Annotated in this window: 20 protein-coding genes and 2 tRNA genes; 2 read left to right on the plus strand and 20 right to left on the minus strand. The window is 45.5% G+C overall.

Features of this window, described 5'->3' with window-relative positions; translation table 11 throughout:
• Window positions 1-63: 63 nt before the first annotated feature.
• The gene (gene panB, locus LU351_RS08220; protein ID WP_232593586.1) at window positions 64-891 is read left to right on the plus strand and encodes a 3-methyl-2-oxobutanoate hydroxymethyltransferase; all 828 of its coding nucleotides are present in this window, start codon (window positions 64-66) and stop codon (window positions 889-891) included.
• Between the two features lie 80 nt (window positions 892-971).
• Here panB and LU351_RS08225 read toward each other — a convergent pair whose 3' ends face one another.
• From LU351_RS08225 to rlmE, 16 genes are all read right to left on the minus strand, one after another.
• Entirely contained in the window at window positions 972-1,811 is an 840-nt protein-coding gene (locus LU351_RS08225; protein ID WP_232593587.1) for a S1/P1 nuclease, read from the minus strand.
• 140 nt (window positions 1,812-1,951) lie between these two features.
• Entirely contained in the window at window positions 1,952-4,084 is a 2,133-nt protein-coding gene (pnp, locus tag LU351_RS08230) for a polyribonucleotide nucleotidyltransferase (protein WP_232593588.1), read from the minus strand.
• 131 nt (window positions 4,085-4,215) lie between these two features.
• Window positions 4,216-4,485 (minus strand): 30S ribosomal protein S15, encoded by a 270-nt coding sequence (gene rpsO, locus LU351_RS08235; RefSeq protein WP_232593589.1) that lies wholly within the window; start codon window positions 4,483-4,485, stop codon window positions 4,216-4,218.
• 233 nt (window positions 4,486-4,718) lie between these two features.
• Window positions 4,719-5,657: a tRNA pseudouridine(55) synthase TruB gene (gene truB, locus LU351_RS08240; RefSeq protein WP_232593590.1), complete on the minus strand. Its 939-nt coding sequence runs from the start codon at window positions 5,655-5,657 to the stop codon at window positions 4,719-4,721.
• Window positions 5,658-5,747: 90 nt separating this feature from the next.
• A complete protein-coding gene (gene rbfA, locus LU351_RS08245) occupies window positions 5,748-6,134 on the minus strand; it encodes a 30S ribosome-binding factor RbfA (RefSeq protein ID WP_232593591.1) in 387 nt (128 codons plus the stop codon).
• Between the two features lie 92 nt (window positions 6,135-6,226).
• Window positions 6,227-9,076 carry a translation initiation factor IF-2 gene (gene infB / locus LU351_RS08250; RefSeq protein ID WP_232593592.1) on the minus strand — a complete coding sequence of 950 codons (2,850 nt, stop codon included), beginning with the start codon at window positions 9,074-9,076 and terminating at the stop codon, window positions 6,227-6,229.
• A gap of 16 nt (window positions 9,077-9,092) precedes the next feature.
• Window positions 9,093-10,595, minus strand: a complete 1,503-nt coding sequence (gene nusA / locus LU351_RS08255; protein WP_232593593.1) for a transcription termination factor NusA — start codon at window positions 10,593-10,595, stop codon at window positions 9,093-9,095.
• Window positions 10,596-10,620: 25 nt separating this feature from the next.
• Window positions 10,621-11,076 (minus strand): ribosome maturation factor RimP, encoded by a 456-nt coding sequence (rimP, locus tag LU351_RS08260; protein ID WP_232593594.1) that lies wholly within the window; start codon window positions 11,074-11,076, stop codon window positions 10,621-10,623.
• Between the two features lie 190 nt (window positions 11,077-11,266).
• Window positions 11,267-11,343: transfer RNA gene (locus tag LU351_RS08265), tRNA-Met, on the minus strand.
• Window positions 11,344-11,554: 211 nt separating this feature from the next.
• Window positions 11,555-11,639: transfer RNA gene (locus LU351_RS08270), tRNA-Leu, on the minus strand.
• A gap of 16 nt (window positions 11,640-11,655) precedes the next feature.
• A complete protein-coding gene (secG, locus tag LU351_RS08275; protein ID WP_232593595.1) occupies window positions 11,656-12,039 on the minus strand; it encodes a preprotein translocase subunit SecG in 384 nt (127 codons plus the stop codon).
• A 99-nt stretch (window positions 12,040-12,138) separates the two neighbouring features.
• The gene (gene tpiA, locus LU351_RS08280; protein ID WP_232593596.1) at window positions 12,139-12,924 is read right to left on the minus strand and encodes a triose-phosphate isomerase; all 786 of its coding nucleotides are present in this window, start codon (window positions 12,922-12,924) and stop codon (window positions 12,139-12,141) included.
• A 164-nt stretch (window positions 12,925-13,088) separates the two neighbouring features.
• Entirely contained in the window at window positions 13,089-14,441 is a 1,353-nt protein-coding gene (gene glmM / locus LU351_RS08285) for a phosphoglucosamine mutase (protein WP_232593597.1), read from the minus strand.
• A gap of 67 nt (window positions 14,442-14,508) precedes the next feature.
• Window positions 14,509-15,363: a dihydropteroate synthase gene (gene folP, locus LU351_RS08290; protein WP_232593598.1), complete on the minus strand. Its 855-nt coding sequence runs from the start codon at window positions 15,361-15,363 to the stop codon at window positions 14,509-14,511.
• A gap of 174 nt (window positions 15,364-15,537) precedes the next feature.
• Window positions 15,538-17,445 carry an ATP-dependent metallopeptidase FtsH/Yme1/Tma family protein gene (gene ftsH / locus LU351_RS08295; RefSeq protein ID WP_463352383.1) on the minus strand — a complete coding sequence of 636 codons (1,908 nt, stop codon included), beginning with the start codon at window positions 17,443-17,445 and terminating at the stop codon, window positions 15,538-15,540.
• 230 nt (window positions 17,446-17,675) lie between these two features.
• Window positions 17,676-18,302: a 23S rRNA (uridine(2552)-2'-O)-methyltransferase RlmE gene (gene rlmE, locus LU351_RS08300; protein ID WP_232593600.1), complete on the minus strand. Its 627-nt coding sequence runs from the start codon at window positions 18,300-18,302 to the stop codon at window positions 17,676-17,678.
• Between the two features lie 184 nt (window positions 18,303-18,486).
• Here rlmE and LU351_RS08305 point away from each other — a divergent pair, with 184 nt between their 5' ends.
• Window positions 18,487-18,792, plus strand: coding sequence for a YhbY family RNA-binding protein (locus tag LU351_RS08305; RefSeq protein ID WP_232593601.1), 306 nt, complete (start codon window positions 18,487-18,489; stop codon window positions 18,790-18,792).
• Between the two features lie 90 nt (window positions 18,793-18,882).
• Here the strand turns inward: LU351_RS08305 and greA are convergent, their stop codons facing one another.
• The 4 genes from greA to dapB form a co-directional block, all read right to left on the minus strand.
• Window positions 18,883-19,359, minus strand: coding sequence for a transcription elongation factor GreA (greA, locus tag LU351_RS08310; RefSeq protein WP_232593602.1), 477 nt, complete (start codon window positions 19,357-19,359; stop codon window positions 18,883-18,885).
• 13 nt (window positions 19,360-19,372) lie between these two features.
• Window positions 19,373-22,597, minus strand: a complete 3,225-nt coding sequence (gene carB, locus LU351_RS08315; RefSeq protein ID WP_232593603.1) for a carbamoyl-phosphate synthase large subunit — start codon at window positions 22,595-22,597, stop codon at window positions 19,373-19,375.
• Window positions 22,598-22,689: 92 nt separating this feature from the next.
• Window positions 22,690-23,838, minus strand: coding sequence for a glutamine-hydrolyzing carbamoyl-phosphate synthase small subunit (gene carA, locus LU351_RS08320; protein ID WP_232593642.1), 1,149 nt, complete (start codon window positions 23,836-23,838; stop codon window positions 22,690-22,692).
• Between the two features lie 824 nt (window positions 23,839-24,662).
• Entirely contained in the window at window positions 24,663-25,469 is an 807-nt protein-coding gene (gene dapB / locus LU351_RS08325; protein ID WP_232593604.1) for a 4-hydroxy-tetrahydrodipicolinate reductase, read from the minus strand.
• Between the last annotated feature and the right edge of the window lie 148 nt (window positions 25,470-25,617).

A 25,617-nucleotide genomic window follows, 5' to 3' on the forward strand; every position in this document is an offset into this window, starting at 1 on the left:
CCCCACACTATACTGAGTTTAACTTTTTCAAAGCTAACCAGCCTGAATTTGACGGAATCACTTATGCCTTACGGAACGCCTTCTACCGAATCAGCTCTGACGAAACCTATCACCATTAATACACTACGCAAAATGAAGCTGGAAAAGCGAAAGTTCGTTACCGTTGCCTTGTATGACGCACCAATGGCCGCAATGGCGCAAAAAACAGGCATAGAATTGCTACTCGTAGGGGACAGTCTTGGTATGACTGTATTGGGTTTCGACAGTACGGTGCCTGTCACCATGGAGCACATGCTCTATCATGTTGAAGCGGTAAGTCGTGGTAACACTATGTCGCTGATTATGGGCGACATGCCCTTTATGAGTTATTCAACACCAGAATTAGCCATGGCAAATGCCACAAAAATCATGCAAGCCGGTGCCCATATGGTGAAACTAGAGGGAGGGGCTTGGCTTGCACCAACCGTAAATATGCTTGCAGACCGAGGGATACCCGTTTGCGCTCATTTAGGGCTCACGCCACAATCTGTGAATAAATTCGGTGGGTTTCGTGTACAAGGAAGAACAAAAAGCCAAGCAGAGTCTATTCTACAAGACGCCAAACTGCTTGACCAATCTGGTGCAGACCTTCTAGTTCTGGAGTGCGTACCGGTAGAACTCGCCAAGAAAATAACCGAATCAGTCTCTATGCCAGTCATCGGTATTGGTGCAGGAAAAGACACAGACGCTCAAGTATTGGTGATCAATGACATTCTGGGCCTGACCGAGCGCCCGCCTAAATTCTCTAAAAACTTTTTGGTGGAAACCGCTTCCATTCCCGGTGCCCTAAAAAAGTATGCAGATGATACTCGAAACGAAATATTCCCAGCTGAAGAGCATATTTTCTGCTAATTACCTTTTGTATTAGGTATTAATTCACCTCATCGGTCTTTTCCACCAAGTCAAACACCTCAAACTTGGTGGTGACTCACTCATGGATCGGTTGTCTTTTTAACGGGATGCGCTTTCTCAATACTCTGCCTCTGCAACGTCAACCGATTCAATATTTCCCCCAAACGCAATCCAGCAGCTAATATCCGTTCATGGACTACAGGGGCAAATCGATCTATGTAAGACTGGTCAATTTGGGGACGGTCACTCTTTTCCACCTCATAAGCCTCTAATAACCACTGGTGAGATTCTTCCGCCCAAGACATTGGGGACAAATCAGCTGTCCACTTATCTTTCTCTTTTCGAGTTACTTTGGACATAAATTCCTTAGAGGTCTTGCGATAATCATGAACTCCCGATTCTTCCAAAAGGCTGACATCCCAAACATAATGAAGCCTCAGGGACTTTCTGCCTTTAAAAGACTGCAGGATGTCATTACCTCCACGGTCTTCTTTATAACCTGTATGTAATGGCTGATGAATATCACCAACGAAATGGCCCAATAATAATAACGCTTCTGCTTGCGACCCCTCTTTTGCAGCTAAATAACCTTGGTAGGTTGAAATCGCCTCTATAACGCAAGACTTGGGGCCACAGAGTACTGTCTCCTCATTAAAATCCGACGCCGCCTTTGAAACATTCACATAATGCATAGGAGACAGGTGTTTATATTGTGGCTCTCGTCGTATTTCATCAGCCCAATTACAAGCGTCCGCCAGAGAATCATAGCCTTTCGATTGCACTATCGGTAAAACCCATTGCTTAGTTGGCTCCGTTAATGTGCTCCACGCAATTTCGCACACTAACGAATGCCCAACAGGGCCCCAAGCAAAAACCGACGGACTAGAACACATCAATATCAGCAAACACCATTTTTTCATTTGACCAAGTACCTACTATCAAAGACTTATCACCAAAAATCCATCACTCATCAACTCAGAGTCATTACGACTAGCCTAGAACAAAAAAACCGCCTTATCGGCGGTTTTTGATGCTCAAAAAGTGCTAACTCAACCATCCATTACGATGGTTCGTTATTCGTATCTTCTTGTGCTGGCTCTTTTGGAGCAGGTTTTTCAAGCGTTTCTTTAATAGAAAGCTTAATACGCCCTCGTTGATCCACATCCAAGCACTTAACGTCAACCTCTTGACCTTCTTTAAGGTAATCAGAAACGTTATTCACTCGCTCATGAGCAATTTGAGAGATATGAACCAAACCATCTTTGCCTGGCAAGAAGTTAACAAACGCACCAAAATCTACGATGCGAACAACCTTACCTTTATAAGTCTCACCGATTTCAGCTTCAGCAGTAATTTCCATTACTCTGTCTACGGCAGCAGTGAGAGAATCACCTTCACCATAGATTTTAACGGTACCGTCATCGTCGATATCAATAGATGCACCCGTTTCTTCTGTAATCGAGCGAATGGTTGCACCACCTTTACCGATAATGTCACGAATCTTATCTGGATGAACTTTCAACGTTTCAATGCGAGGGGCATTGTCCGCCACTGACTCACGGTTGGTCGAAATGACCTTGTTCATTTCAGCCAAGATATGCAAGCGAGCACTTAACGCCTGCTCCAAAGCGATCTCCATGATCTCTTCTGTAATACCCTCAATCTTGATATCCATTTGCAGTGCGGTAATACCAGTGGCTGTACCCGCAACTTTAAAGTCCATATCCCCTAAGTGATCTTCATCACCCAAGATATCAGTCAATACCGCGAAACCACTGTCTTCTTTCACCAAGCCCATTGCAATGCCAGCCACTGGTGCTTTAAGCGGCACGCCGGCATCCATTAAGGCAAGACTGGAACCACAAACGGATGCCATGGAGCTTGAACCATTGGATTCGGTAATCTCGCTGACCACACGCATGGCATAAGGAAAGTCTTCTTCGGTAGGAAGTACCGCTGCAACACCACGACGCGCTAAACGTCCATGACCAATCTCGCGACGGCCAGTGGCTCCCATACGCCCGGCCTCTCCAACGGAATAGGGAGGGAAATTATAGTGAAGCATGAAGTGATCACGACGCTCACCCTCCAATGCATCGATAATTTGTGAGTCACGGCTTGAGCCTAGTGTAGACACCACCAAGGCTTGAGTTTCACCACGGGTAAATAATGCAGAGCCATGAGCTTTAGGTAAAACACCCACTTCAACCGCAATAGGACGCACGGTTTTGTTATCGCGACCATCAATACGTGGCTCGCCAGCAACGACTGCGGCACGAACGGTATTCTTTTCAAGCTTCCCAAATGCTGCTTTTACATCATCACTAGAAAAACCACTTTCTTCCGTTACTAATTTCTCAACGGCTGTACTGCGCAAGACGTCCAACTGGTCGTAACGGGCTTTTTTATCGGTAATTTTATATGCCGATTTAATCTCCTCAGCAAAAGCCGACATTACCGCCTCTTTTACTGCAATATTTTCAGCAGGCGGTGTCCATTCCCAGGCGGGTTTGGCAGCATCTTTCGCAAACTCAGTCACCCCTTGGATAACAGCCTGCAATTCTTGGTGAGCAAACAATACCGCTCCCAACATGATGTCTTCAGGTAGCTCATTGGCTTCTGACTCTACCATCAAAACCGCATCTTGCGTGCCGGCAACCACCATATCGAGCTCTGAACCAGCCGTCGCTTTGTAACCAGGGTTCAATAAATAACCATCCGCTTGAGTATAACCAACACGAGCCGCACCAATAGGACCGGCAAATGGAATACCAGAGATAGCAAGAGCCGCAGATGTACCAATCATTGAAGCGATGTCTGGATCGACATCTTTATCTGAAGAAATAACGGTGCAAACCACTTGCACTTCATTCATGAAGCCATTTGGGAATAATGGGCGAATTGGGCGATCGATTAATCGAGAAGTCAGGGTTTCCTTTTCGCTAGGCCGACCTTCTCGCTTTAAAAATCCACCGGGGATTTTACCCGCTGCATAAGCCTTTTCTTGATAATGTACAGAGAGAGGGAAGAAACTTTGACCTTCTGCCGCCTCTTTTGCTGCTACGACAGTACATAAAACGGAAGTTTCGCCAATATTAACAAGCACCGAGCCTGTAGCTTGCCGAGCGATACGACCGGTTTCTAAAGTAACGGTGTCATTGCCGTATTGGAATGTTTTTATGACAGGATTCACGACAATATCCTTATGTTAAGGTTTTTTTCTACTTTCACGTTATTTGATGCACCATTAGTTTAGCAGCGCACCGCAGACGAAAAAATTCTGAATAAAAATGTGCCCGCATAAGCGGGCACAGAGAGTAAAGCTTATCGACGCAGGCCGAGCTTTTTAATGAGAGCGGCATAGCGGCTTAAATCTTTGCCTTTCAAGTAATCAAGCAATTTACGACGCTGATTAACCATACGGATCAAGCCGCGACGTGAATGGTGGTCTTGCTTGTTGGAAGAAAAGTGACCTTGAAGCTTATTAATATTCGCAGTCAACAAAGCAACTTGAACCTCTGGAGAGCCAGTGTCGCCTTCAGCTTGTGCGTTGTCTTTGATAATTTCAGCTTTTTCTTGTGCACTAAGTGCCATATGTATTTCCTCAAATAAAAATTAATATGCCATAGACACTCTATTGCGTTGACACATATATCGGTCAAATCTTGGAGTGTCGTTAAATTGGCCTGCCCGCGCATATTTACAGACAGGTCTCTCAACCCTTAAGGGCTAATTCATTTAGTTGACGAATAGTATCGACAAATAATAAAAATTTTATCCACAGCCTCTTTGAAGGCTGAATGACTAACCTTATTGAACTACTAGCCTTACTGTACTACTAGCCTTTTTGGTGTAATTTGGCCATCGTTTTTCAAAACGGCAACGCCCAAAAAATCATCACAATGATTAAAGACGCGCACCATACCACCTTCAACAGTTAGACGATAGGCCTTAGAACAGGTTACCGCCTGTCCCTGATGGAAATAGTGAGAAGAAGCAGTATCCAGTGTTACTTTTGGAAAATCAGAAACAGGAGAATCCACTGAGTGTAGTAGTGCGTCCAGAGCCTCTTCACCTTTTTCTTCTGCTAACCGCTCTAAGTCCTCCAATGCCACTGCATCTGCCTCTAGAAATTTGCCCGCGCCAGTGCGGTGTAACTCCGTCACCATACCGCCAACCCCTAATGCAGCTCCTAAATCTGTGGCCAAGGAGCGCACATATGTTCCTTTACTGCAATGAATATCCACAACTAACTCTGGGTATTGACCAGGAATAAATGACAACAGCTCGAATCGATGAATTTCCACATGTCTGGGCTTTCTTTCAATCGTCTCACCTTTACGAGCAAGTTTGTAAAGGGGGACTCCATTGTGCTTCAAAGCAGAGTGCATCGGTGGGACTTGATCAATACCTCCCCGAAAAGACATCATTGCGGACTCAACCGACTCCCTTGTGATATTTGAAGCACCAACTTCATTGATCACTTCGCCATCACAATCACCACTATCAGTCATCCGCCCCAAGACAAAAGTGCTTTTATAGCGCTTATCTGAATCCAGTAAAAATTGAGAAAACTTCGTCGCTTCACCAAAACAGAGAGGTAAAACTCCTGTCGCCAATGGGTCTAACGCCCCGGTATGCCCTGCCTTTGCCGCATTAAACAGACGTTTAACACGCTGAAGCGCCTGATTGGACGATAAACCCAAGGGTTTATTCAGTACAAGAACACCGTTTACCGAACGGCCTTTTGCTCGACGTGGTGCCAAAATAAATCCTACTCACGAGGTTAATAACAGTTTTTAAATAACCTTTGAAAACTGCCTAGCATTTCACTTAATGTACATTAAGTATGTATATTAGTCTTCATCTGAAGATTGATGATTTTTGTCTGCCTTTACCGCCCGATCAATCAAACTTGAAAGTTCTTGACCCCGGATACTGGTTTTATCATATAAAAACTGCAATCGTGGTGTGATGCGCAAATCGAGCTCTTTAGCGACGATACTCCGCAAAAAACCAGAAGCTTTATTCAAAGCTTTTTCCGCTTGATGACATTCAAGATCAGACTCTTTTCCAACAAAGGTAACATAAACCTTCGCAAGGGATAGATCTCGTGTAACCGAGACATCATTAATATTGACCATTCCGATGCGAGGATCACGAATCTCTTGCTGCATCGCTTGGGCCAAAATACGCTGCATCGCATCAGAGATACGATCCGTACGATTAAAATCTTTAGCCATACGCTTAAACTCAAAAAGGCGCACGAATGTGCGCCAACTCTCTAACTTTGAATATTTTGTCAATGAGGCATTTACGCGCTCTCTAGGCTGAATTAGAGCTCGCGAGCTACCTCTTTCACATCATAGACTTCAATTTGATCACCAACTTTAACGTCGTAATCTTTAACACCAATACCACATTCCATACCATTACGAACGTCATTCACATCATCTTTAAAACGGCGAAGTGACTCCAATTCCCCTTCAAAGATCACAACGTTGTCTCGTAAAACACGGATAGGCTTACTACGATAGACAGTTCCTTCGGTCACCATACACCCAGCAACCTGACCGAATTTCGGTGAACGGAAGACTTCTCGAACATCCGCAATACCGACAATCTCTTCAACCCGCTCGGGTGCAAGCATTCCCGCCAGTGCCGATTTAACTTCATCCAGTAATTGATAAATGATGCTGTAATAGCGAATCTCGACCGACTCACCTTCTGCCAATTGACGAGTAGAAGCCGCAGCACGAACATTAAAACCAATAATGATCGCATTCGAAGTCATGGCAAGATTTACATCATTATCAGTAATGCCACCAATACCTGATGAGACAATATTGACTTGAACCTCTTCATTACCAATGTCCATCAAGGCCACAGTAATAGCTTCCAGAGAACCTCGAACATCTGCTTTCAATACTACTGGGAGAATCTTTTGCTCATCCCCTCCGATATTTGCAAACATATTCTCAAGTTTAGCCGCCTGCTGACGTTGCATTCGGTCTTGACGCTCACGATCCGCTCTAAACTCTGCAACCTCACGGGCCTTACGCTCATCCGGTACTACCAAAAAGTCATCACCGGCATTGGGTGGATTATCCAATCCTAAGATTTCAACAGGAGTAGAAGCCCCTGCTTCAGCAACCTGCTTACCAAACTCGTTCGTCATCGCACGAACTCGACCGAAGCTTTGTCCTGCAAGCAAAATATCGCCTTTATTCAACTCACCTTCCTGAACCAGTACGGTAGCAACAACACCTCGACCTTTTTCCATCCGAGATTCAATCACCACACCTCGTGCGGCAACCTTAGCTTGTGCGGTAAGCTCTAGAAGTTCTGCTTGCAGAGAAACAGCCTCTAATAGCTCATCGATACCCTCTCCAGAATGCGCAGAAACATTGACAAACTGAGTATCGCCACCCCAATCTTCTGGAATGACCTCAAGTACACTAAGTTCATTTCTCACGCGATCTGGATCCGCTGACTCTTTATCAATTTTATTCACTGCTACAACTAAAGGAACACCTGCTGCTCTTGCGTGCTCTACTGCTTCTCGAGTTTGTGGCATAACACCATCGTCAGCGGCAACAACTAGGATGACAACGTCCGTACATTGTGCTCCTCGTGCACGCATAGCCGTGAAGGCTGCGTGGCCCGGTGTATCCAAAAAGGTAATTTCACCTTGGCCCGTTTTGACCCGATAAGCACCAATATGCTGAGTAATACCACCAGCTTCACCGGATGCCACTTTTGCTTGACGGATATAATCCAGCAAAGACGTTTTACCATGATCCACATGTCCCATTACGGTGACCACAGGTGCACGAGAGACTGTTTCCCCTTCCTGCTTTGTTGCGGAATCGACCAAATCTTCTTCAATTTGGTTCTCGCTCACAAACTTCACAGTATGCCCCAGATCTTCGACGACCAACTGAGCCGTATCTCGATCTATGGATTGATTGATGGTCACCATCGTTCCCATCTTCATTAAGAGTTTAACGATCTCAACACCTTTGACAGACATTTTCTGTGCGAGATCAGAAACAACTATCGTTTCTCCAATTTCAACTTCGTGCACTATTTTCGCCGTTGGTTTCTTAAAGCCATGTTTATTGGCCATTTTCGCTGAAGATCGAGAGCGACGACGCTGACGAGCTGATTCAGCATCATCTAAATCATCATCTTCGTAGTTAAGCAATACTTTTTTATTGCTCTTTTTGGGACCTGAATTTTTCGCACGTGGTGGTGCTTTGCCTGCTTTTTTAACGTGTTTCTTAGCATCTTCCTCATCATCAAAGTCATCTTGAGATCTATACTTTGACGGCTTGGCCGCTTCTACTTCTGTTGCAACATTATCCGTACTGGCCTTCGAAGATTTCGGTTTTGTGCGAGCCTCCGTTTCTTCTTTTTCCTTTTGCTTCTTCGCTTGAGCTTCTTCTAATTCGCGGGCCTTTCTAGCTTCTTCCTCACGACGAGCCTTCATTGCTGCAATTCTTCGCTCTTCCGCATCATCCACAAAAGTAGAACTGATAGGCTCAGGCGAAGTAGTAACCTCTGTCACACTCTCTGTGTCACTTGATGCGTCATCAGATTGAGCCTCTTCTAGTGAATTAGCACCTTCATCAACTAACTTATCAGTCGAATTCCCTGGATCTCCTTGCTGAATCTCCGAAGTCTCGTTTGCCACTTCAGTTTCATTCAAAGAGGCTTGAACCTCGATTAGTGTATCCGATTCCGACACTACAGAGCCCTCGATAACTGAATCAGGTTGTTCTGTTGTTTCAGAAACGCTATGAACTGCTGCAGCCAGCTCCTCAGACTTCAATTCTTCTTGAGATTCTGGGGCTTGATCAACACCTTCTTGTAAAGCCTCATCTTCGGTCTGAACATCACGTTTGACATAAGTTCGCTTCTTTCGAACCTCTACATTAACCGTTTTTCGACCACTGGTTTTTAGCGTTGTGGTTGTCTTTCGCTTCAACGTGATTTTCTTTGGGGTAACAACTTCCTCCCCATGGCTACTTTTCAAGAAAGCTAGAAGAGCTTGTTTTTCATCATCAGATACAACGGCCTCAGCGGACGTGTGTTCGATACCAGCCTCTTTCATCTGTTTTAAAAGGCGCTCAACCGAGGCGCCTACCGATTTGGCGAGTTCACTTACAGTTACTTCGGCCATTATGTTTCCTCAGTGATTAATCTTGCGCGCCATTTTGATCAGCAAACCAAGGCTCTCGAGCTTTCATAATTAAAGCCGCAGCACGCTCTTCATTCATACCATCAATATCAAGGAGTTCGTCTACTGATAATTCCGCCAAATCATCCATACTGACAACGCCTCGACTTGCCAACTGATAAGCTAGGTGCTTATCCATGCCATCCATGTTCAATAAATCTTCGTTTGGTTCAGAGTTATCGAGTTTTTCCTCCGACGCTAATGCTTGGGTCAATAGCGCATCTTTTGCTCTTGCTCTCAATTCTTCGGCAATATCTTCATCAAACCCTTCAATTGAAAGCATTTCATCCAATGGAACGTAGGCAATTTCTTCTAACGAAGTAAAACCTTCCTCAACGAGCACACTAGAGACCTCTTCATCGACATCCAGTGCCTCCATGAAGACTTCCATGTAGTTACCCGCTTCTTCCTGTTGCTTACTTTGCCAATCTTCCAAGCTCATTACATTGATGTCCCAGCCGGTCAACTCACATGCGAGGCGTACATTTTGACCACCACGACCGATAGCTTGAGCCAAGTTGTCCGTTTGCACAGCGACATCCATTGAGTGAGCATCTTCATCCACTACAATGGACTCAATCTCTGCTGGCGCCATTGCATTGATGACAAACTGCGCTGGGTTATCATCCCAAAGAACGATATCAACGCGTTCATTACCAAGTTCATTGGACACCGCCTGCACTCTAGAGCCCCTCATCCCTACACATGCTCCAACCGGATCGATACGTCCATCATTGGTGCTCACAGCGATTTTGGCTCTTGAACCAGGATCACGAGCCGCTGCGCGCAGCTCAATAACCTGTTCCGCAATCTCTGGGACTTCTATTTTAAAAAGCTCAATTAGCATTTGGGGACAAGAGCGGCTCAATAATAACTGAGGCCCTCTGGACTCTGTTCTAATATCCAGAAGAATTGCTCTAATACGATCACCCATACGGAAAATCTCACGGCCAATCAACTGATCGCGAGGCATTATCGCTTCGGCATTATTACCAAGATCGACAATAATGTTATCTCGAGTGACTTTTTTTACTGTTCCGCTTATAAGTTGGTGGAGTTTATCACGATACTCTTCAACAACTTGAGCTCGCTCCGCCTCACGAACCTTCTGAACAATTACCTGTTTAGCAGTTTGTGCCGCAATACGACCAAACTCAACATTTTCAACTTGCTCCTCATAAATATCACCCGCAACGAGCGATTCGTCTTTCTCGTGGGCTTCTTCAAGGGTGAACTGTGTTCCCAATTCAGCCAAAGTATCGTCATCCACCACCTCCCACTTACGAAAGGTCTCGTAATCACCAGATCGTCTGTCGATGACTACACGGATACTGGAGTCTTCGTCATATCGTTTCTTAGTCGCAGTTGCTAACGCCAATTCAATGGCTTCGAAAATAAGCTCTTTACTCACGCCCTTTTCATTAGAAACCGCATCAGCTACCAGCAAAATTTCTTTATTCATGAGAGTGCCTCGTTTAACTCCACCCTTAAAACCTGGGTACAATATTGGCCTTATCGATCGAGTCTATTGGTAGTAAATACTCCTCATCCCCTACCACCAAAATAACGTCTTCACCTTCCACGCCGGCTAATACACCAGAAAACTTCCTTCGACCTTCAAAAGCAACACGCAACTTGATGGAAACTGTCTCACCAATGAAACGATGATATTGATCAAGGGTAAATAGTGTCCGATCTGCACCAGGGGAAGAAACCTCTAATGTAAACTCTCCGACAATCGGATCCTCTACATCCAAGATACTACTAACTTGACGACTCACCTTTTCACAATCCTCAATACCTACTCCACCATCTTTATCAATGTAAAGGCGAAGGACTGTGTTTTTACCGTGAGTGAAGTACTCCAACCCCCAAAACTCACATGACAAAGCCTCTACCGCTGGACGAAGAAGCTCATTTAGTTTTTGATGTTGTGAGGTCATAGAAATCGTCGAATCCAGATTCCAGATACAAAAAATGGGCCTAAAAGCCCACCAGATCAGCATCTTCTAAACATAGAAGATGGAACATCAGATACGAAAAGACCCCTTAAAAGGGGTCTTTTCGGACAAGCAAAGTATAGCGTGTTTCTTACTTCAATCAAAAACTCAATACACTCTGCTTCTCTATGTTTGGTAGCGGGGGCCGGATTTGAACCGACGACCTTCGGGTTATGAGCCCGACGAGCTACCAGGCTGCTCCACCCCGCATCTGCTCTACTCAAACAACTTAACAGCTGTGCCGCTAAGTGAGGCTGCGCATTATAGGGATGCCCCCTAGCTCGGTCAACCCAATAATAAAAATAAATGCGTAAAATATTTTGATATTAAGTAGCCAACAAATGGCCTGCTCAACATATACACAACCATTATTTTAAACACAAAAAAGCCGAGCTATCGTATGACAGCTCGGCTTTATATTTGGTGCCCAAGGCCGGACTTGAACCGGCACGGCTTACGCCACTACCCCCTCAAGATAGCGTGTCTACCAATTCCACCACTTGGGCAATAAACATCAACAATCTATTCTTTATCTAGAGAAGAGGTCTCTCCATCACCTCCATCAATTAATGATGGGACCTCAGAACCACCATCAACAGACCCTTCAGGGACTATGGGTATTTCTTGAGATTGCTGCTCAATTACAGCAGGTATCATTTCATCAGGAATATCCGACTTTTGCTTTGCATAAACGGACATCACAAAACTGGTTACAAAAAAGGCAAAAGCTAGCCAACCCGTTAAAGTCGCAAAAAAGTTGCCACCACCCTGGCTTCCAAAAACGGTTTGAGAGGCTCCAGCACCAAAAGAAGCTCCGGCATCAGCGCCTTTACCCTGCTGCAATAAGATCAAACCAATGATGGCAACTGCGATGAGTACATGAGCCAACAAAATAATTGTTTCCATGAACAACTCTTCTATTTAAATACAATCAAAACATCGTAATTTAACAAAAAATACACCAACCCAGCATTAAAAACAAAACGCTTTTATTTATTAGCTAGATTACTCTTTTATAGAGGCAGCAATACTTAAAAAACTACCAGCATTTAAAGAGGCACCTCCAACTAAGGCACCGTCAATATCAACTTCCGAAAACAATTCTTTCGCATTTTCAGGTTTTACGCTACCACCATAAATTACAGGAATAGATATACCTTTATTTGGCAGCAAATCACGAATATAGCGATGAACTTGGCTCGCCTGCTCAGGAGTCGCAGTCAAACCAGTTCCAATAGCCCAAATAGGTTCATAGGCAATAACTGAGTTTAAAAGATCATCACCGCAAGCCAAGTCCAAAACTTCTTGAAGCTGACGCTTTACAACACTTAAAGTTTCACCGCGCTCACGTTCCGCTTTATTTTCTCCAACACAAAAAATTGGAGTTAAACCAGATTTTATCGCCGCAATAAACTTCTCTGCGACCAAATTATCATTCTCACCAAAATACTGGCGTCGCTCAGAGTGGCCAATAATAACGTACTGACAACCGAGATCGGACAACATTCTTCCGCTTACTTCACCAGTGTATGCACCATCTGATACATAGTGCGAAAGATCTTGCCCGCCAATTTTGCAGTTATCAAGCACACAATGATTTGCGCCCGATACTTCATTACTTGCAAGCTCTAAGTTAAGGGATTGCAAATAAGCAGTAGGCGGACAAAAGACTAAATCAACATCTGTGATCACATCCGAATCATATTTAGTATGTAAATCAGATACATAGCTTTTGATGTGGTCGGTACTACCGTGCATCTTCCAGTTTGCAACGACAATAGATTTTCGCATACAAAACCTTTCTTCAATTGACGCAGGCGACCCCAGAAAACGGGCGCCAATGGTATATGAGTTATATAGAAGTTACAACAAGATAAAAATTCTACATTCCAGATTAGCTAGATGGAGTTGGCAAACAGCGTCCACATCAAAATACTTATATTAACTTTACGCTTTTATGCAACCGCTTTTTCAACAACATCAGCCAAAGATTGTGCAATCTCACGAACCAAAATTTGATCCTCTCCCTCTACCATAACTCGAATGAGGGGCTCAGTTCCCGAAGGGCGCAATAACACTCTGCCTTTTCGTCCCATCTGTTCTTCAGCGGAATTGACTGCGGCCTGCACTGATTGAAAGGAGTGAATATCTACTCTTTCCTTAATACGAACATTGATCATTGTTTGAGGCATCTTTCGCATGGACTGCTTAGCTCGATGCAAAGACTGGCCATTTTCCACAAGCGCTCTAAGCACTTGCAACGCTGAAACAATACCATCCCCGGTAGTAGAGACTTCACGACAGATGATATGACCTGACGATTCACCACCAATATTCCAATTATTTTTAGACATCGCCTCAATAACGTAACGGTCTCCGACCTTTGCCCTAACCATAGGAATATTGAGTTCACCCAAAGCCAATTCCAGCCCTAAATTAGACATTTGAGTACCAACCACACCCGAACAATCACCCCGCAAAGTCTTATAGAATGCAGCGATGATATAAAGAAGCTCATCACCGTCTACAAGCTCCCCTTTGTGATCAACCATCAATACCCGGTCACCATCTCCATCAAATGCGATACCCAAGCCAGCCCTTTCCTCAATCACCCTCGCCTGCAATCGCGTTGGATGGGTTGAGCCACACTCTTTATTAATATTTAAACCATCAGGCTGATCAGCCATAACAACAACATCAGCCCCCAATTCACGAAAAATAGACGGCGCCACGTGATAAGTCGCCCCATTCGCACAATCGATGACCAATTTCATGCCAGCTAGACTGAATCCGATCGGTAAGGTTCCTTTACAAAACTCGATGTAGCGGCCAGGAGCATCGTTAATACGACGAGCTTTACCTAAACTTTGTACCGTTGTTAACGACTCTTCCAATTTTCTCTCAATCGCGAGTTCCAACTGATCGTCTAATTTGCCACCCATACTATTGAAGAATTTAACCCCATTATCAAAGTAAGGGTTGTGAGAAGCTGAAATGACAATTCCTGCACGAGCCTGAAAAGTTCGCGTGAGGTAAGCAATAGCAGGGGTAGGCATCGGTCCGAGTAATCCAACATCAACCCCCGCACTAATTAACCCAGCCTGCAGGGCAGACTCAAACATATAACCCGAAATGCGTGTGTCTTTTCCAATTAAAATCAACCTAGGGCCGCCTTCACAAACAGCTTCTTCCGCCAATACCTGACCTACAGCCCACCCTAACCGCAACATAAATTCAGGGTTGATGACCTTATCCCCAACCTTTCCTCTGATTCCGTCCGTACCAAAATATACTTTCTTATTGGCCATTCACGCCTCACGCACTTTTCTTTTACTCTGAAACTTATCCATAAAAGCAAATAACAACTAATACGGTTCAACGAGTAACATTAAAGACCTTAACCATATCTACCGTTTCTTTTACGTCATGCACCCGCAAAATTTTAGCGCCTTTATACAAAGCCGACATTCCAACTGCTAAGCTGCCCGGCAACCGTTCTGTCAAACTTTTTCTCTGTGTAATGCCCGCAATCATCGATTTTCGAGAAACTCCCACCAACTGCGGCAAGCCTAACCGATTAAATTCATCCAAACGGCGCAACAACTCGATGTTATGCTCCAAGGACTTTCCAAAGCCAAAACCAACATCAATAACAATTGAATCTCGACCAATTCCCGAAGCCACACATTGATCCACTCTCGTTTTCAAAAATCGATGAACATCTTGAACCACATCGTCGTAAACAGGGTGTGCCTGCATACTAGAGGGCGCCCCTTGCATATGCATCAAACAAACAGGAGTCTGACTATTGGATACAACCTCAATGGCACCATCACGAGATAACGCTCTCACATCATTAATTAAACCGGCACCAACCTGAATACACTCTGACATCACCACAGGGGAACTGGTATCCACCGATATCACAACATCAAACCTCTCTACCAGCGCTTTTACCACAGGCACCACACGTTCTAATTCCTCCTGAGTGGTTACCGGTGAAGCCCCAGGCCGAGTGGACTCCCCCCCCACATCCAATACAAGAGCACCGTCGGCGACCATTTGCTCCGCTTTTCTCAGCACACGATCAACACTCACCTGGCGACCAGCACAATTTATAAGCTGACCACCATCGGAAAACGAGTCGGGTGTGACATTTAAGATCCCCATGACAACAGGGTGCTCAAGATTTAAGCGCTTATTTCCACACTGAAGAAAAGATAGCATCATTAGATAAATAAGATAGGTTTCAAGCGAAACGACACCTTAGAGGTGGCCGCAAATAGGGGTTGTTGCATCAAGATATAGTCAAACTCAAAAACAAAAAGCGCCGAAGAAATAATCTTCGGCGCTTTAAATAAGTATAAAGAGCATGTTTATACTTATCACAGAAGTTGCACAAACCTAAACATCTTTTGCAGGATCACCAATAGAGTCTTGATCACCTTGCGAGGAAGAGCCCTCACCCTTCATATGACTATTAAACCCACCGTCATGCCAATCTCTAGGAGGACGCATCTTTTTACGTGCCATAAGGTCATCCACCTGCTCAGCATCAATGGTTTCATATTCCATTAGTGCATCCTTCATGGCTTCAAGGATATCGCGATTTTCTTCAAGGATAGATTCCGCTTTTTTATAGCAGCGATCTACAATATCACGAACCTCTTCATCAATGGCTTTCGAAGTTTCACCTGAATAATTCGTGTTTCCTGCCCCCGGATAGCCGCTTTCATCTTCACCATAATGAAGTGGACCCAATCGATCAGACAAACCCCACTTAGTTACCATATTACGAGCCAAATCGGTTGCCCGCTCAATATCATTAGAAGCCCCTGTCGTAACGCCTTCCGCACCCAGTGTCATTTCTTCTGCGATTCGCCCCCCAAATAAAGAACAAATCTGAGACTCAAGACCACGCTTACTGATGCTGTACTTGTCGGCTTCAGGTAAAAATTGAGTCACACCTAATGCACGACCACGAGGGATAATCGTTACTTTATGCACTGGGTCATGCTCTGGGACAAGGCGGCCAACAATGGCATGTCCAGCTTCGTGATAAGCCGTATTTTCTTTTTCCTTTTCACTCATCACCATGGTTTTACGTTCGGCACCCATCATTATCTTGTCTCGTGCCTTTTCAAACTCTTCCATGGTAACCACACGCTTGTTCGCTCTTGCCGCGAACAGCGCTGCCTCATTTACTAAATTCGCAAGATCAGCACCGGAAAACCCAGGTGTACCACGAGCAACCACACTCGCCTGGACACTCTCATCCAAAGGGACTTTACGCATATGTACTTTCAATACTTGCTCTCGGCCACGAATATCGGGAAGCCCAACAAAAACTTGGCGATCAAAACGGCCAGGACGCAATAGCGCTTTATCCAATACATCAGGACGGTTGGTTGCGGCAATAACAATGACACCTTCATTGCCTTCGAAACCATCCATCTCGACCAACAGTTGGTTCAGGGTTTGCTCTCGCTCATCATGACCACCACCATGGCCACCACCTCGATGACGACCAACGGCATCGATCTCGTCAATGAAGATAATACATGGGGCTTGTTTCTTCGCCTGATCAAACATGTCTCGCACACGCGAAGCACCGACACCAACAAACATCTCAACGAAGTCAGAACCCGATATGGAAAAAAACGGTACTTTCGCCTCGCCCGCAATGGCTTTAGCAAGCAATGTTTTACCTGTTCCAGGAGGGCCCGCCATCAATACACCACGAGGAATCATTCCGCCCAAACGCTGAAAACGTGTCGGGTCACGCAAGAATTCCACAAGCTCTTGAACATCTTCTTTCGCTTCGTCAACGCCGGCGACATCAGCAAACGTCGTTTTAATTTGATCTTCACCCAGCAAGCGCGCTTTGCTTTTGCCGAAACTCATTGGGCTGCCACGACCACCTGCACCACCCTGCATTTGCCTCATGAAGAACATGAAAACAGCAATAATGATTAAAATTGGGAAGCTCGCCACCAGCAGCTGCTGAAGAAGACTGGGAGACTCAGGCTCAACTCCAACCACAGTTACGTTGTGGTTGTAGAGGTCGTCCATAATCTTACTGTCGTTGAGTGCAGGACGTTTTGTGTAGAACTTCGTACCATCCAGTCGCTCACCTTTAATTGTGATGCCATCCACGACCACCTGCTGGACGCGGTCAGACTTCACCTCAGCGATAAAATCAGAATAAGGAACTTCTGGGGGCGCTGATGGAGAACTAAAGTTTTGAAAAGTAAATAAAAGTACCGCAGCAATCACAAGCCACAGTAATAAATTTTTTGCCATATCGTTCAAGAGGCTACCCTCGAGGTTTTTTGATCCCGGGCACTCCACCCAGGTCCTCACCATTTAATAACTGTCAGTATCAGTATAGAAGCGTTCAATTTAACCGTGACATTAGGATGTCATATTTACGAGGAAGGCTTCTACATTAAATGTCGTTTTCTCATGATAAATTGTTCATTAAAGTGATCATTTATAGCACCAAGAATGAACAGGTTATGCACTCCACCCTAACCACCATATTATTTAAAGCCTTTCGCCACAAGGTAGACTTCTCTGGAGCGAGCACGGGACGAATCTGGCTTACGTGTTACCACTGACTGGAAACTTGCTCGCAAGTCCTGAAAGTACGCATCAAACCCCTCACCTTGAAATACTTTCGCAACAAAATTTCCGTTGCGCTTTAAAACAGATCGCGCCATATCCAAAGCAAGTTCGACCAAATGCATGGCTCTTGGCTGATCAATGTCGGCCATACCACTCATATTGGGTGCCATATCAGAGATTACAAGGTCTGCTCCTTGGTGACTGTACTCACCCATTCGATCCATTAGGCAGTTATAAACAGACTCTTCGGTAAAATCGCCTTGTACAAATTCCACTCCAGCAATGCCGTCCATCAGAAGAATATCTGAGGCGAAGACTACACCAGAGTCACCCACCAACTGCGCCGCCACTTGTGACCAACCGCCCGGAGCAGAACCAAGGTCAACAACACACATTCCAGGCCGAAACAAGCGATCTTTTTCGTGTAATTCAATCAGTTTATAACTTGCTCGAGAACGGTAGCCATCCGACTGAGATTGCTTTACAAATTGATCATTAAAGTGTTCTTGCAACCACCGACCACTGCTTTTGGACCTCGCCATTGATCAAAATACTCCCGCGTTTAAAAGCCCTTAGTGTAGAGCGCTACACTATCAACATAAAATAAGAATATCACCACGATTCAACACAGATTACACAATCAAAAACAAGTAAAAGCTTCATGAGATACTCAAACACCGGTAGAATGGCCTGTTGGCTATATAAACTGAACGACTGGTATCACCCATGGCATTAAGTGCAGATTTACGTAAAAAATATCGCAATATTGGACACAACCTCTCCCCGATCGTCACCATTTCTGGCAATGGACTCAGCGAAGGCGTATTAGCCGAACTGGATCGAGCGCTCAACGATCATGAGCTGATCAAAGTGAAAGTTGCCGTCAATGATCGCGACCTACGAAAAACCGTCATTACCGAGATGGCATCACAGACTCATAGCGAAGTAGTTCAAGAGATTGGAAAAGTAGCTCTATTGCTTCGAAAAGCCGAAAAGCCGAACCCAAAGCTTTCCAATCTATCGCGCTTCTGAAAGGTATCACTATCCCTAACTGGGCATTCAGCGTGAATGGATGCTTAAAACAAAAAACCAGCCAGACGGCTGGTTTTTCTTTTACGGAACTTAGATGTACTTCACTTCGTCAATTTCATATTCAACTTCACCGCCAGGTGTATGAATGACTGCAACATCACCCACTTCTTTACCAATCAAACCCCTGGCAATCGGCGAATTAACAGAAATTTTATTCTGCTTAACATCCGCTTCATCATCACCGACGATTTTGTAGGTAACAGTTTCGTCCGTATCCACATTTACGATGTCTACGGTCACACCGAAAATGACCTTGTCAGATTCTGGCATTTTCGTCACATCAATTACCTGAGCATTAGAGAGCTTGCCTTCAATTTCTTGAATACGACCTTCGCAAAAGCTCTGTTGTTCACGCGCCGCGTGATATTCGGCATTTTCTTTCAAGTCGCCGTGTTCACGAGCCTCTGCAATGGCTTCAACGATACGAGGGCGCTCTACTTTTTTTAATTTCTCCAGTTCAGCTTCTAGCGCTTGTGCGCCTTCCACTGTCATTGGGTATTTAGTCATTCAGTCACTACTCCTATTGGTTTCTGACGCGTTCATGCAAATTTTGCAAACGACGTACTTCCACCTCTTTTCCAAAGCGTAATGCCATACAAACCGCCTCACCACCGGCCAATGTGGTGGTGTAATACACCGAATGCGCCTCTGCGCTGCGACGTATATCAGCCGAGTCTTGAATGGCTTTTTTTCCTTCAGTGGTATTAATGATTAAGTCGACACCATCGTTTTTAATCAAATCAACGATATTTGGGCGAGCTTGGTTAACCTTGTTCACACTCTCAACCGACACACCCGCCTCTTGTATCACAGCAGCTGTACCTGGGGTGGCAACCACTTTAAACCCAAGGTCTGTCAACTCTCTCGCAACACACACCACTTTCGGTTTATCAAAATCACGGACACTCAAAAAGGCCGTGCCCTCTGTAGGAATACCTGAGCCAGATCCCAACTGGGCTTTTGCGTAGGCTTCAGCGAAGGTATCGCCAACGCCCATGACCTCACCTGTAGACTTCATTTCTGGCCCAAGGATAGGATCCACCGCAGGGAATTTATTGAAGGGGAATACCGCTTCTTTCACGCTGTAATAGCTGGGTACCACTTCTTCCGTAAATTCTTGGGAAATCAGGGACTGTCCAGCTTGGCAGCGCGCTGCCACTTTAGCAAGCGAAACCCCAATACATTTGGATACAAATGGCACTGTTCGCGATGCGCGAGGATTCACCTCAATGACATAAATCTCATTATCTTGATAGGCAAGCTGTACATTCATCAATCCCACCACTCCCAACTCAACGGCCATCCGCTTGACCTGCTCACGCATTTCATCCTGAACTTCGTTTGGCAGAGAGTAAGGAGGCAATGAACATGCAGAATCCCCCGAATGCACACCACACTGCTCAATGTGCTGCATGATGGCTCCAATAACGACCTTCTCACCATCGGAAACCGCATCGATATCCACTTCCACCGCCGAATTTAGGAAATGATCCAGTAACACCGGTGCATCCTCAGAAACCTGCACCGCCTCACGCATATACGTACGCAGTTCGGACTCTTTGTGGACAATCTCCATTGCTCTCCCCCCCAAAACATACGAAGGGCGAACAACTAATGGGTAGCCAACTTCTTCAGCTCGGCGAACCGCCTCTTCAGTGGAGCGAACAATGGCATTGGAAGGCTGTTTAAGCCCCAAGCGCTCAATCATTTGCTGGAAACGCTCACGATCTTCAGCCCGGTCAATTGCTTCCGGGCTGGTGCCAATAATGGGGACACCCTCTGCCTCTAAAGCACGGGAAAGTTTTAACGGTGTTTGACCACCAAACTGCACGATCACCCCTTTTGGTTTTTCCTTATGCACAATTTCAAGTACATCTTCTAGGGTAACCGGTTCAAAATACAAGCGATCAGAGGTATCGTAATCGGTAGAGACCGTCTCAGGGTTACAGTTGACCATGATGGTCTCAAACCCGTCTTCACGCATTGCCAACGCCGCGTGAACACAGCAGTAGTCAAACTCAATTCCCTGTCCAATACGGTTTGGGCCACCGCCAATAACCATAATTTTGTCACGACCGCTTGGATTCGACTCACACTCTTCTTCATAGGTAGAATAAAGATAAGCTGTGTCGGTGCTAAACTCTGCTGCACAGGTATCCACACGCTTATACGTCGGATAAATATTGAGCTTGCGGCGATGATCGCGAACTGTTTTTTCGCTGACTCCCAATAATTGACCCAAACGCTGATCAGAAAAGCCCTTACGCTTAAGTTGAAACATGTTAGATGCGTCAATATCAGTCAATGGCATCGACGAAAGAGATTGCTCTATTTTTACCAACTCTTCGATTTGAACCAGGAACCAACGATCAATTTTCGATGCCTGAAACACATCTTCCACACTCATGCCTGCACGGAAAGCATCTGCCACATACCAGGCGCGATTAGCACCGGGGGTAGTCAAATCACGATGAATATTATCGATGGCCTCATCCGAGGTCAGGTCTACCTTTGGCTCAAAACCGCAAGAACCCACCTCCAAACCACGTAAAGCTTTTTGCATAGATTCTTGGAAGGTACGGCCAATCGCCATTACCTCACCAACCGACTTCATTTGTGTAGTGAGACGAGCATCCGCATCCCCGAATTTCTCGAAGGTAAAGCGAGGAATCTTTGTCACTACATAATCGATACTTGGCTCAAATGAAGCAGGCGTTGCACCGCCTGTGATGTCATTTTGCAATTCGTCCAGCGTGTAACCCACTGCCAACTTAGCGGCCACTTTAGCAATAGGGAAGCCTGTTGCTTTTGATGCCAGTGCGGACGAGCGCGATACACGGGGGTTCATTTCAATCACCACCAAACGCCCATTATCTGGGTTGACCGCAAACTGAACGTTAGAGCCACCGGTCTCAACACCAATCTCACGCAAAACGGCCAATGAGGCATCGCGCATAATTTGCAGTTCTTTATCCGTTAACGTTTGCGCAGGGGCAACGGTAATGGAGTCACCGGTATGGACACCCATCGGGTCAAAGTTTTCGATAGAGCAAACAATGATGCAGTTGTCGTTTTTGTCTCGCACCACCTCCATCTCGTACTCTTTCCAGCCCAGCAACGATTCATCAATTAACAACTCATTGGTAGGGGAGAGGTCTAAACCACGAAGGCAAATCTCTTCAAATTCTTCCCAGTTGTACGCGACACCACCACCGGAGCCACCCATAGTAAAAGATGGACGAATGATGACCGGAAAGCCGAATTTCTTCGGCACTTCCATAGCCTCTTCTAAGGAATGGACAATATCGGCACGGGCGCACTCAAGGCCGATACGTTTCATCGCTTGGTCAAACTTATAGCGATCTTCAGCCTTATGAATTGCCTCGTAATTTGCACCAATTAATTCAACACCAAACTGCTCAAGGACGCCGTTCTCATGTAGCGCCAACGCACAATTCAATGCGGTTTGTCCACCCATGGTTGGCAAAATGGCATCCGGGCGTTCCTTTTCTACAATCTTGGCAACGGTTTGCCATTCGATAGGCTCGATATAAGTAGCATCGGCCATCGAGGGGTCAGTCATAATGGTGGCTGGATTCGAGTTTACCAAAATCACTCGGTACCCCTCCTCACGGAGGGATTTACAAGCTTGTGCACCGGAATAATCAAATTCGCAGGCCTGACCAATCACAATAGGGCCTGCACCGATAATTAGAATACTTTGAATGTCTGTTCTTTTTGGCATAGCGGTTTCTTGTTGTCGAATTCGTGAATCTCACACTTCAACCGGGCTTTTTGAATTCATTAAACCCGATCGCCAAAGAGGGCTTTGCGTTATCAGCCCCGTCGCGCTTCCATCAAGCTAATAAAGCGATCAAACAGTGGGGCCGCATCGTGTGGACCCGGACTGGCCTCAGGGTGCCCCTGAAAACTGAACGCCGGCTTATCCGTGCGACAAATTCCTTGAAGAGAACCATCAAACAGCGATACATGAGTCGCTTCCAAATTAGCAGGTAACGCCTCTGCATCCACCGCAAACCCATGATTCTGAGCGGTAATCATGACCGTTTTATCCGCCAAATCTTGCACGGGGTGATTGCCACCATGATGTCCAAACTTCATTTTTAGGGTTTTTGCCCCACTGGCTAAAGCCAAAAGCTGATGCCCCAAACAAATTCCAAATACCGGGATATCAGTGGTCAAAATCTCTTTAATCGCTGAAATCGCATAATCACATGGCTCTGGGTCTCCAGGGCCGTTCGATAGGAAAATCCCGTCAGGATTCATTGCCAACACTTCAGAAGCTGGAGTCTGAGCAGGAACCACCGTAAGATCACAGCCTCGATCCGCCAACATACGCAAAATATTACGCTTCACTCCAAAGTCATAGGCAACAACTTTAAAAGATTCGCCTTCTTTCAGCTCTGGCTTTTTAAAGCCACTGTCTAATACCCAACTGCCCTCTTGCCAGGGGTACGCAGATTCCGTACTAACGACTTTGGCCAGATCCATACCTTTGAGGCCATCAAAACCTTTAGCCGCTTCTAAGGCACTTTGCTCATTGACTTCACCAGCCATAATGCAGCCATTCTGAGCGCCTTTATCTCTTAGAATTCGGGTCAGTCGTCGAGTGTCGATATCCGCAATCCCCAGGATGTTATGCTGAGTTAGGTACTCGTCCAAAGATTGCTGGTTGCGAAAATTGCTGGCAAGGAGGGGTAAGTCTCGGATCACAAGGCCAGCAGCCCAAATGCGATCACATTCTTCATCTTCTGAATTGGTACCGGTGTTGCCGATATGAGGATAAGTTAAGGTAACGATTTGTTTTGCGTAAGATGGGTCAGTGAGGATTTCCTGATAGCCAGTCATAGAAGTGTTGAACACCACCTCACCAACCGAAATACCCTCCGCCCCGATAGCAGAGCCACGAAATACACTACCATCTTCCAGAACCAAAATTGCGGGTCTTTTATGCCCAGTAATCAAGTCGACCTCCTCATAACCTCTGGCTGAATTTAAGCAATCCGACAATTGCTCAAATGAAAACTTGCGAAAATTAGATAAAACATTACCGCACACAATTTCCGGTATAGCAGCTTTCTCAGTAGCTTCACCAAATTGTGGCAAGTGAGCAGTGACGTCCTCATCTCTTGTCGAGTCGTCCATGAGGCTTCCTACACAAGGTTCCCAAATAGGGGTTACTAACGCATACCCTTATTTATGAAGCTGCACCTTCAAAGGCATCTTTTATTAGTGCCTACTCTTATTAGTATCTACCCTTATTAGCACCTGCCCTTAATTGGTACCTACCTTTTATTAGTACCTACTTATTAGCATCTACTTATTAGTACCTACTCCGATTCAATACTTACTCTTATTGGCTACCAATAAAATTAAGGTTCGAGTTAGCCCTCCGCACCACAAGCAGTGTCGTGCGAGGAGTGTAGATCACAGATTAAAGGGTAAACAGGTAAAGAATTTGTTCAAAAAAAGCGAGACAAGGCTAACCCTATCTCGCTTTCTATCAACAACAGCATTCTGTATTTGCGTGGCTTGCATCTATTCGACACGGTAGGAGCGACCTGACAGTAATCTCTTAAACTGACATTTCAACACCCTAATTGCCACGAATGTCAGGCAGGTTACTCAGCCAACCTGAACTCGGCGTGAGATTCTACTGTAACTGTCTGTCAAGTGTCCACGACTCAGTATAAACCAACGAATTTTAATGGCTTTTTTCGAATAAAACGCAACTGTTTGCCGCTTTTCTCGACGTTAATGGGAAGGCCTCCCCTGTTGAAACTTAAAAATTACTCTAATCCCAATACATCCTTCATGGAATAGACCTCTGGAGACTGCCCCACCAACCAAGCTGCCGCACGAACCGCACCGCGAGCAAAAGACATCCGACTAGAAGCTTTATGGGTAATTTCAAGTCGCTCACCCTCAGCCATAAACATTACGGTGTGATCCCCGACCACATCACCACCACGAACCGTCGCGAAACCAATCGTTTCACGATCGCGGGCACCAACAATACCCTCTCGCCCATACACAGCCACATCCTGAAGATTACGACCAATCGCGTCAGCAACCGCCTCCCCCATCGCCAATGCCGTACCAGAAGGCGAATCAACCTTATGACGATGGTGCGCTTCGACGATCTCAATATCCACATCATCCCCCATGGCTTTTGCCGCAAGTTCAAGCAATTTCAAGCTCACATTCACCCCGGTGGAATAATTCGCGGCAATACACATACCTGACTTTATGCCTACGCTCAGCAATTCCGCTTTCTCATCCTCGGTAAAACCGGTAGTGCCGACAACTAATGACTTACCTGAAGCGGCACACACATAGGCATTGGCTAACGTCGCCTGCGGAACAGTGAAATCAATCAATACATCAAACTGGTCAACCACCTCTTGCAGACTACCCACTACAGCAACCCCTGCATGGCCAACTCCTGCCAGTTCACCTGCATCCACACCGATCAATGTTGACTCCGGGCGCTCAATGGCGGCCGCCAATTCTGTGCTTGGGTTTAACGTCACTGCCTCAATTAAAATTTTGCCCATGCGCCCAGCGGCACCAGTGACTGCTACTCGAACTGACATACCTCAACCCTTTTAAATTTGTTTGAACTTGTTAACTTAAGATTACGCCAACATAGAGGCGTACAGACATACAACACAACGAAGAAAAGCAGCGAATTAGAACGGTTTCGCCGATAGGGAGCCAATCAGACACCGGGATCATTGAGAT

Source organism: Marinibactrum halimedae, from assembly GCF_021234875.1.
Classification (GTDB): Bacteria; Pseudomonadota; Gammaproteobacteria; order Pseudomonadales; family Cellvibrionaceae; genus Marinibactrum; species Marinibactrum halimedae.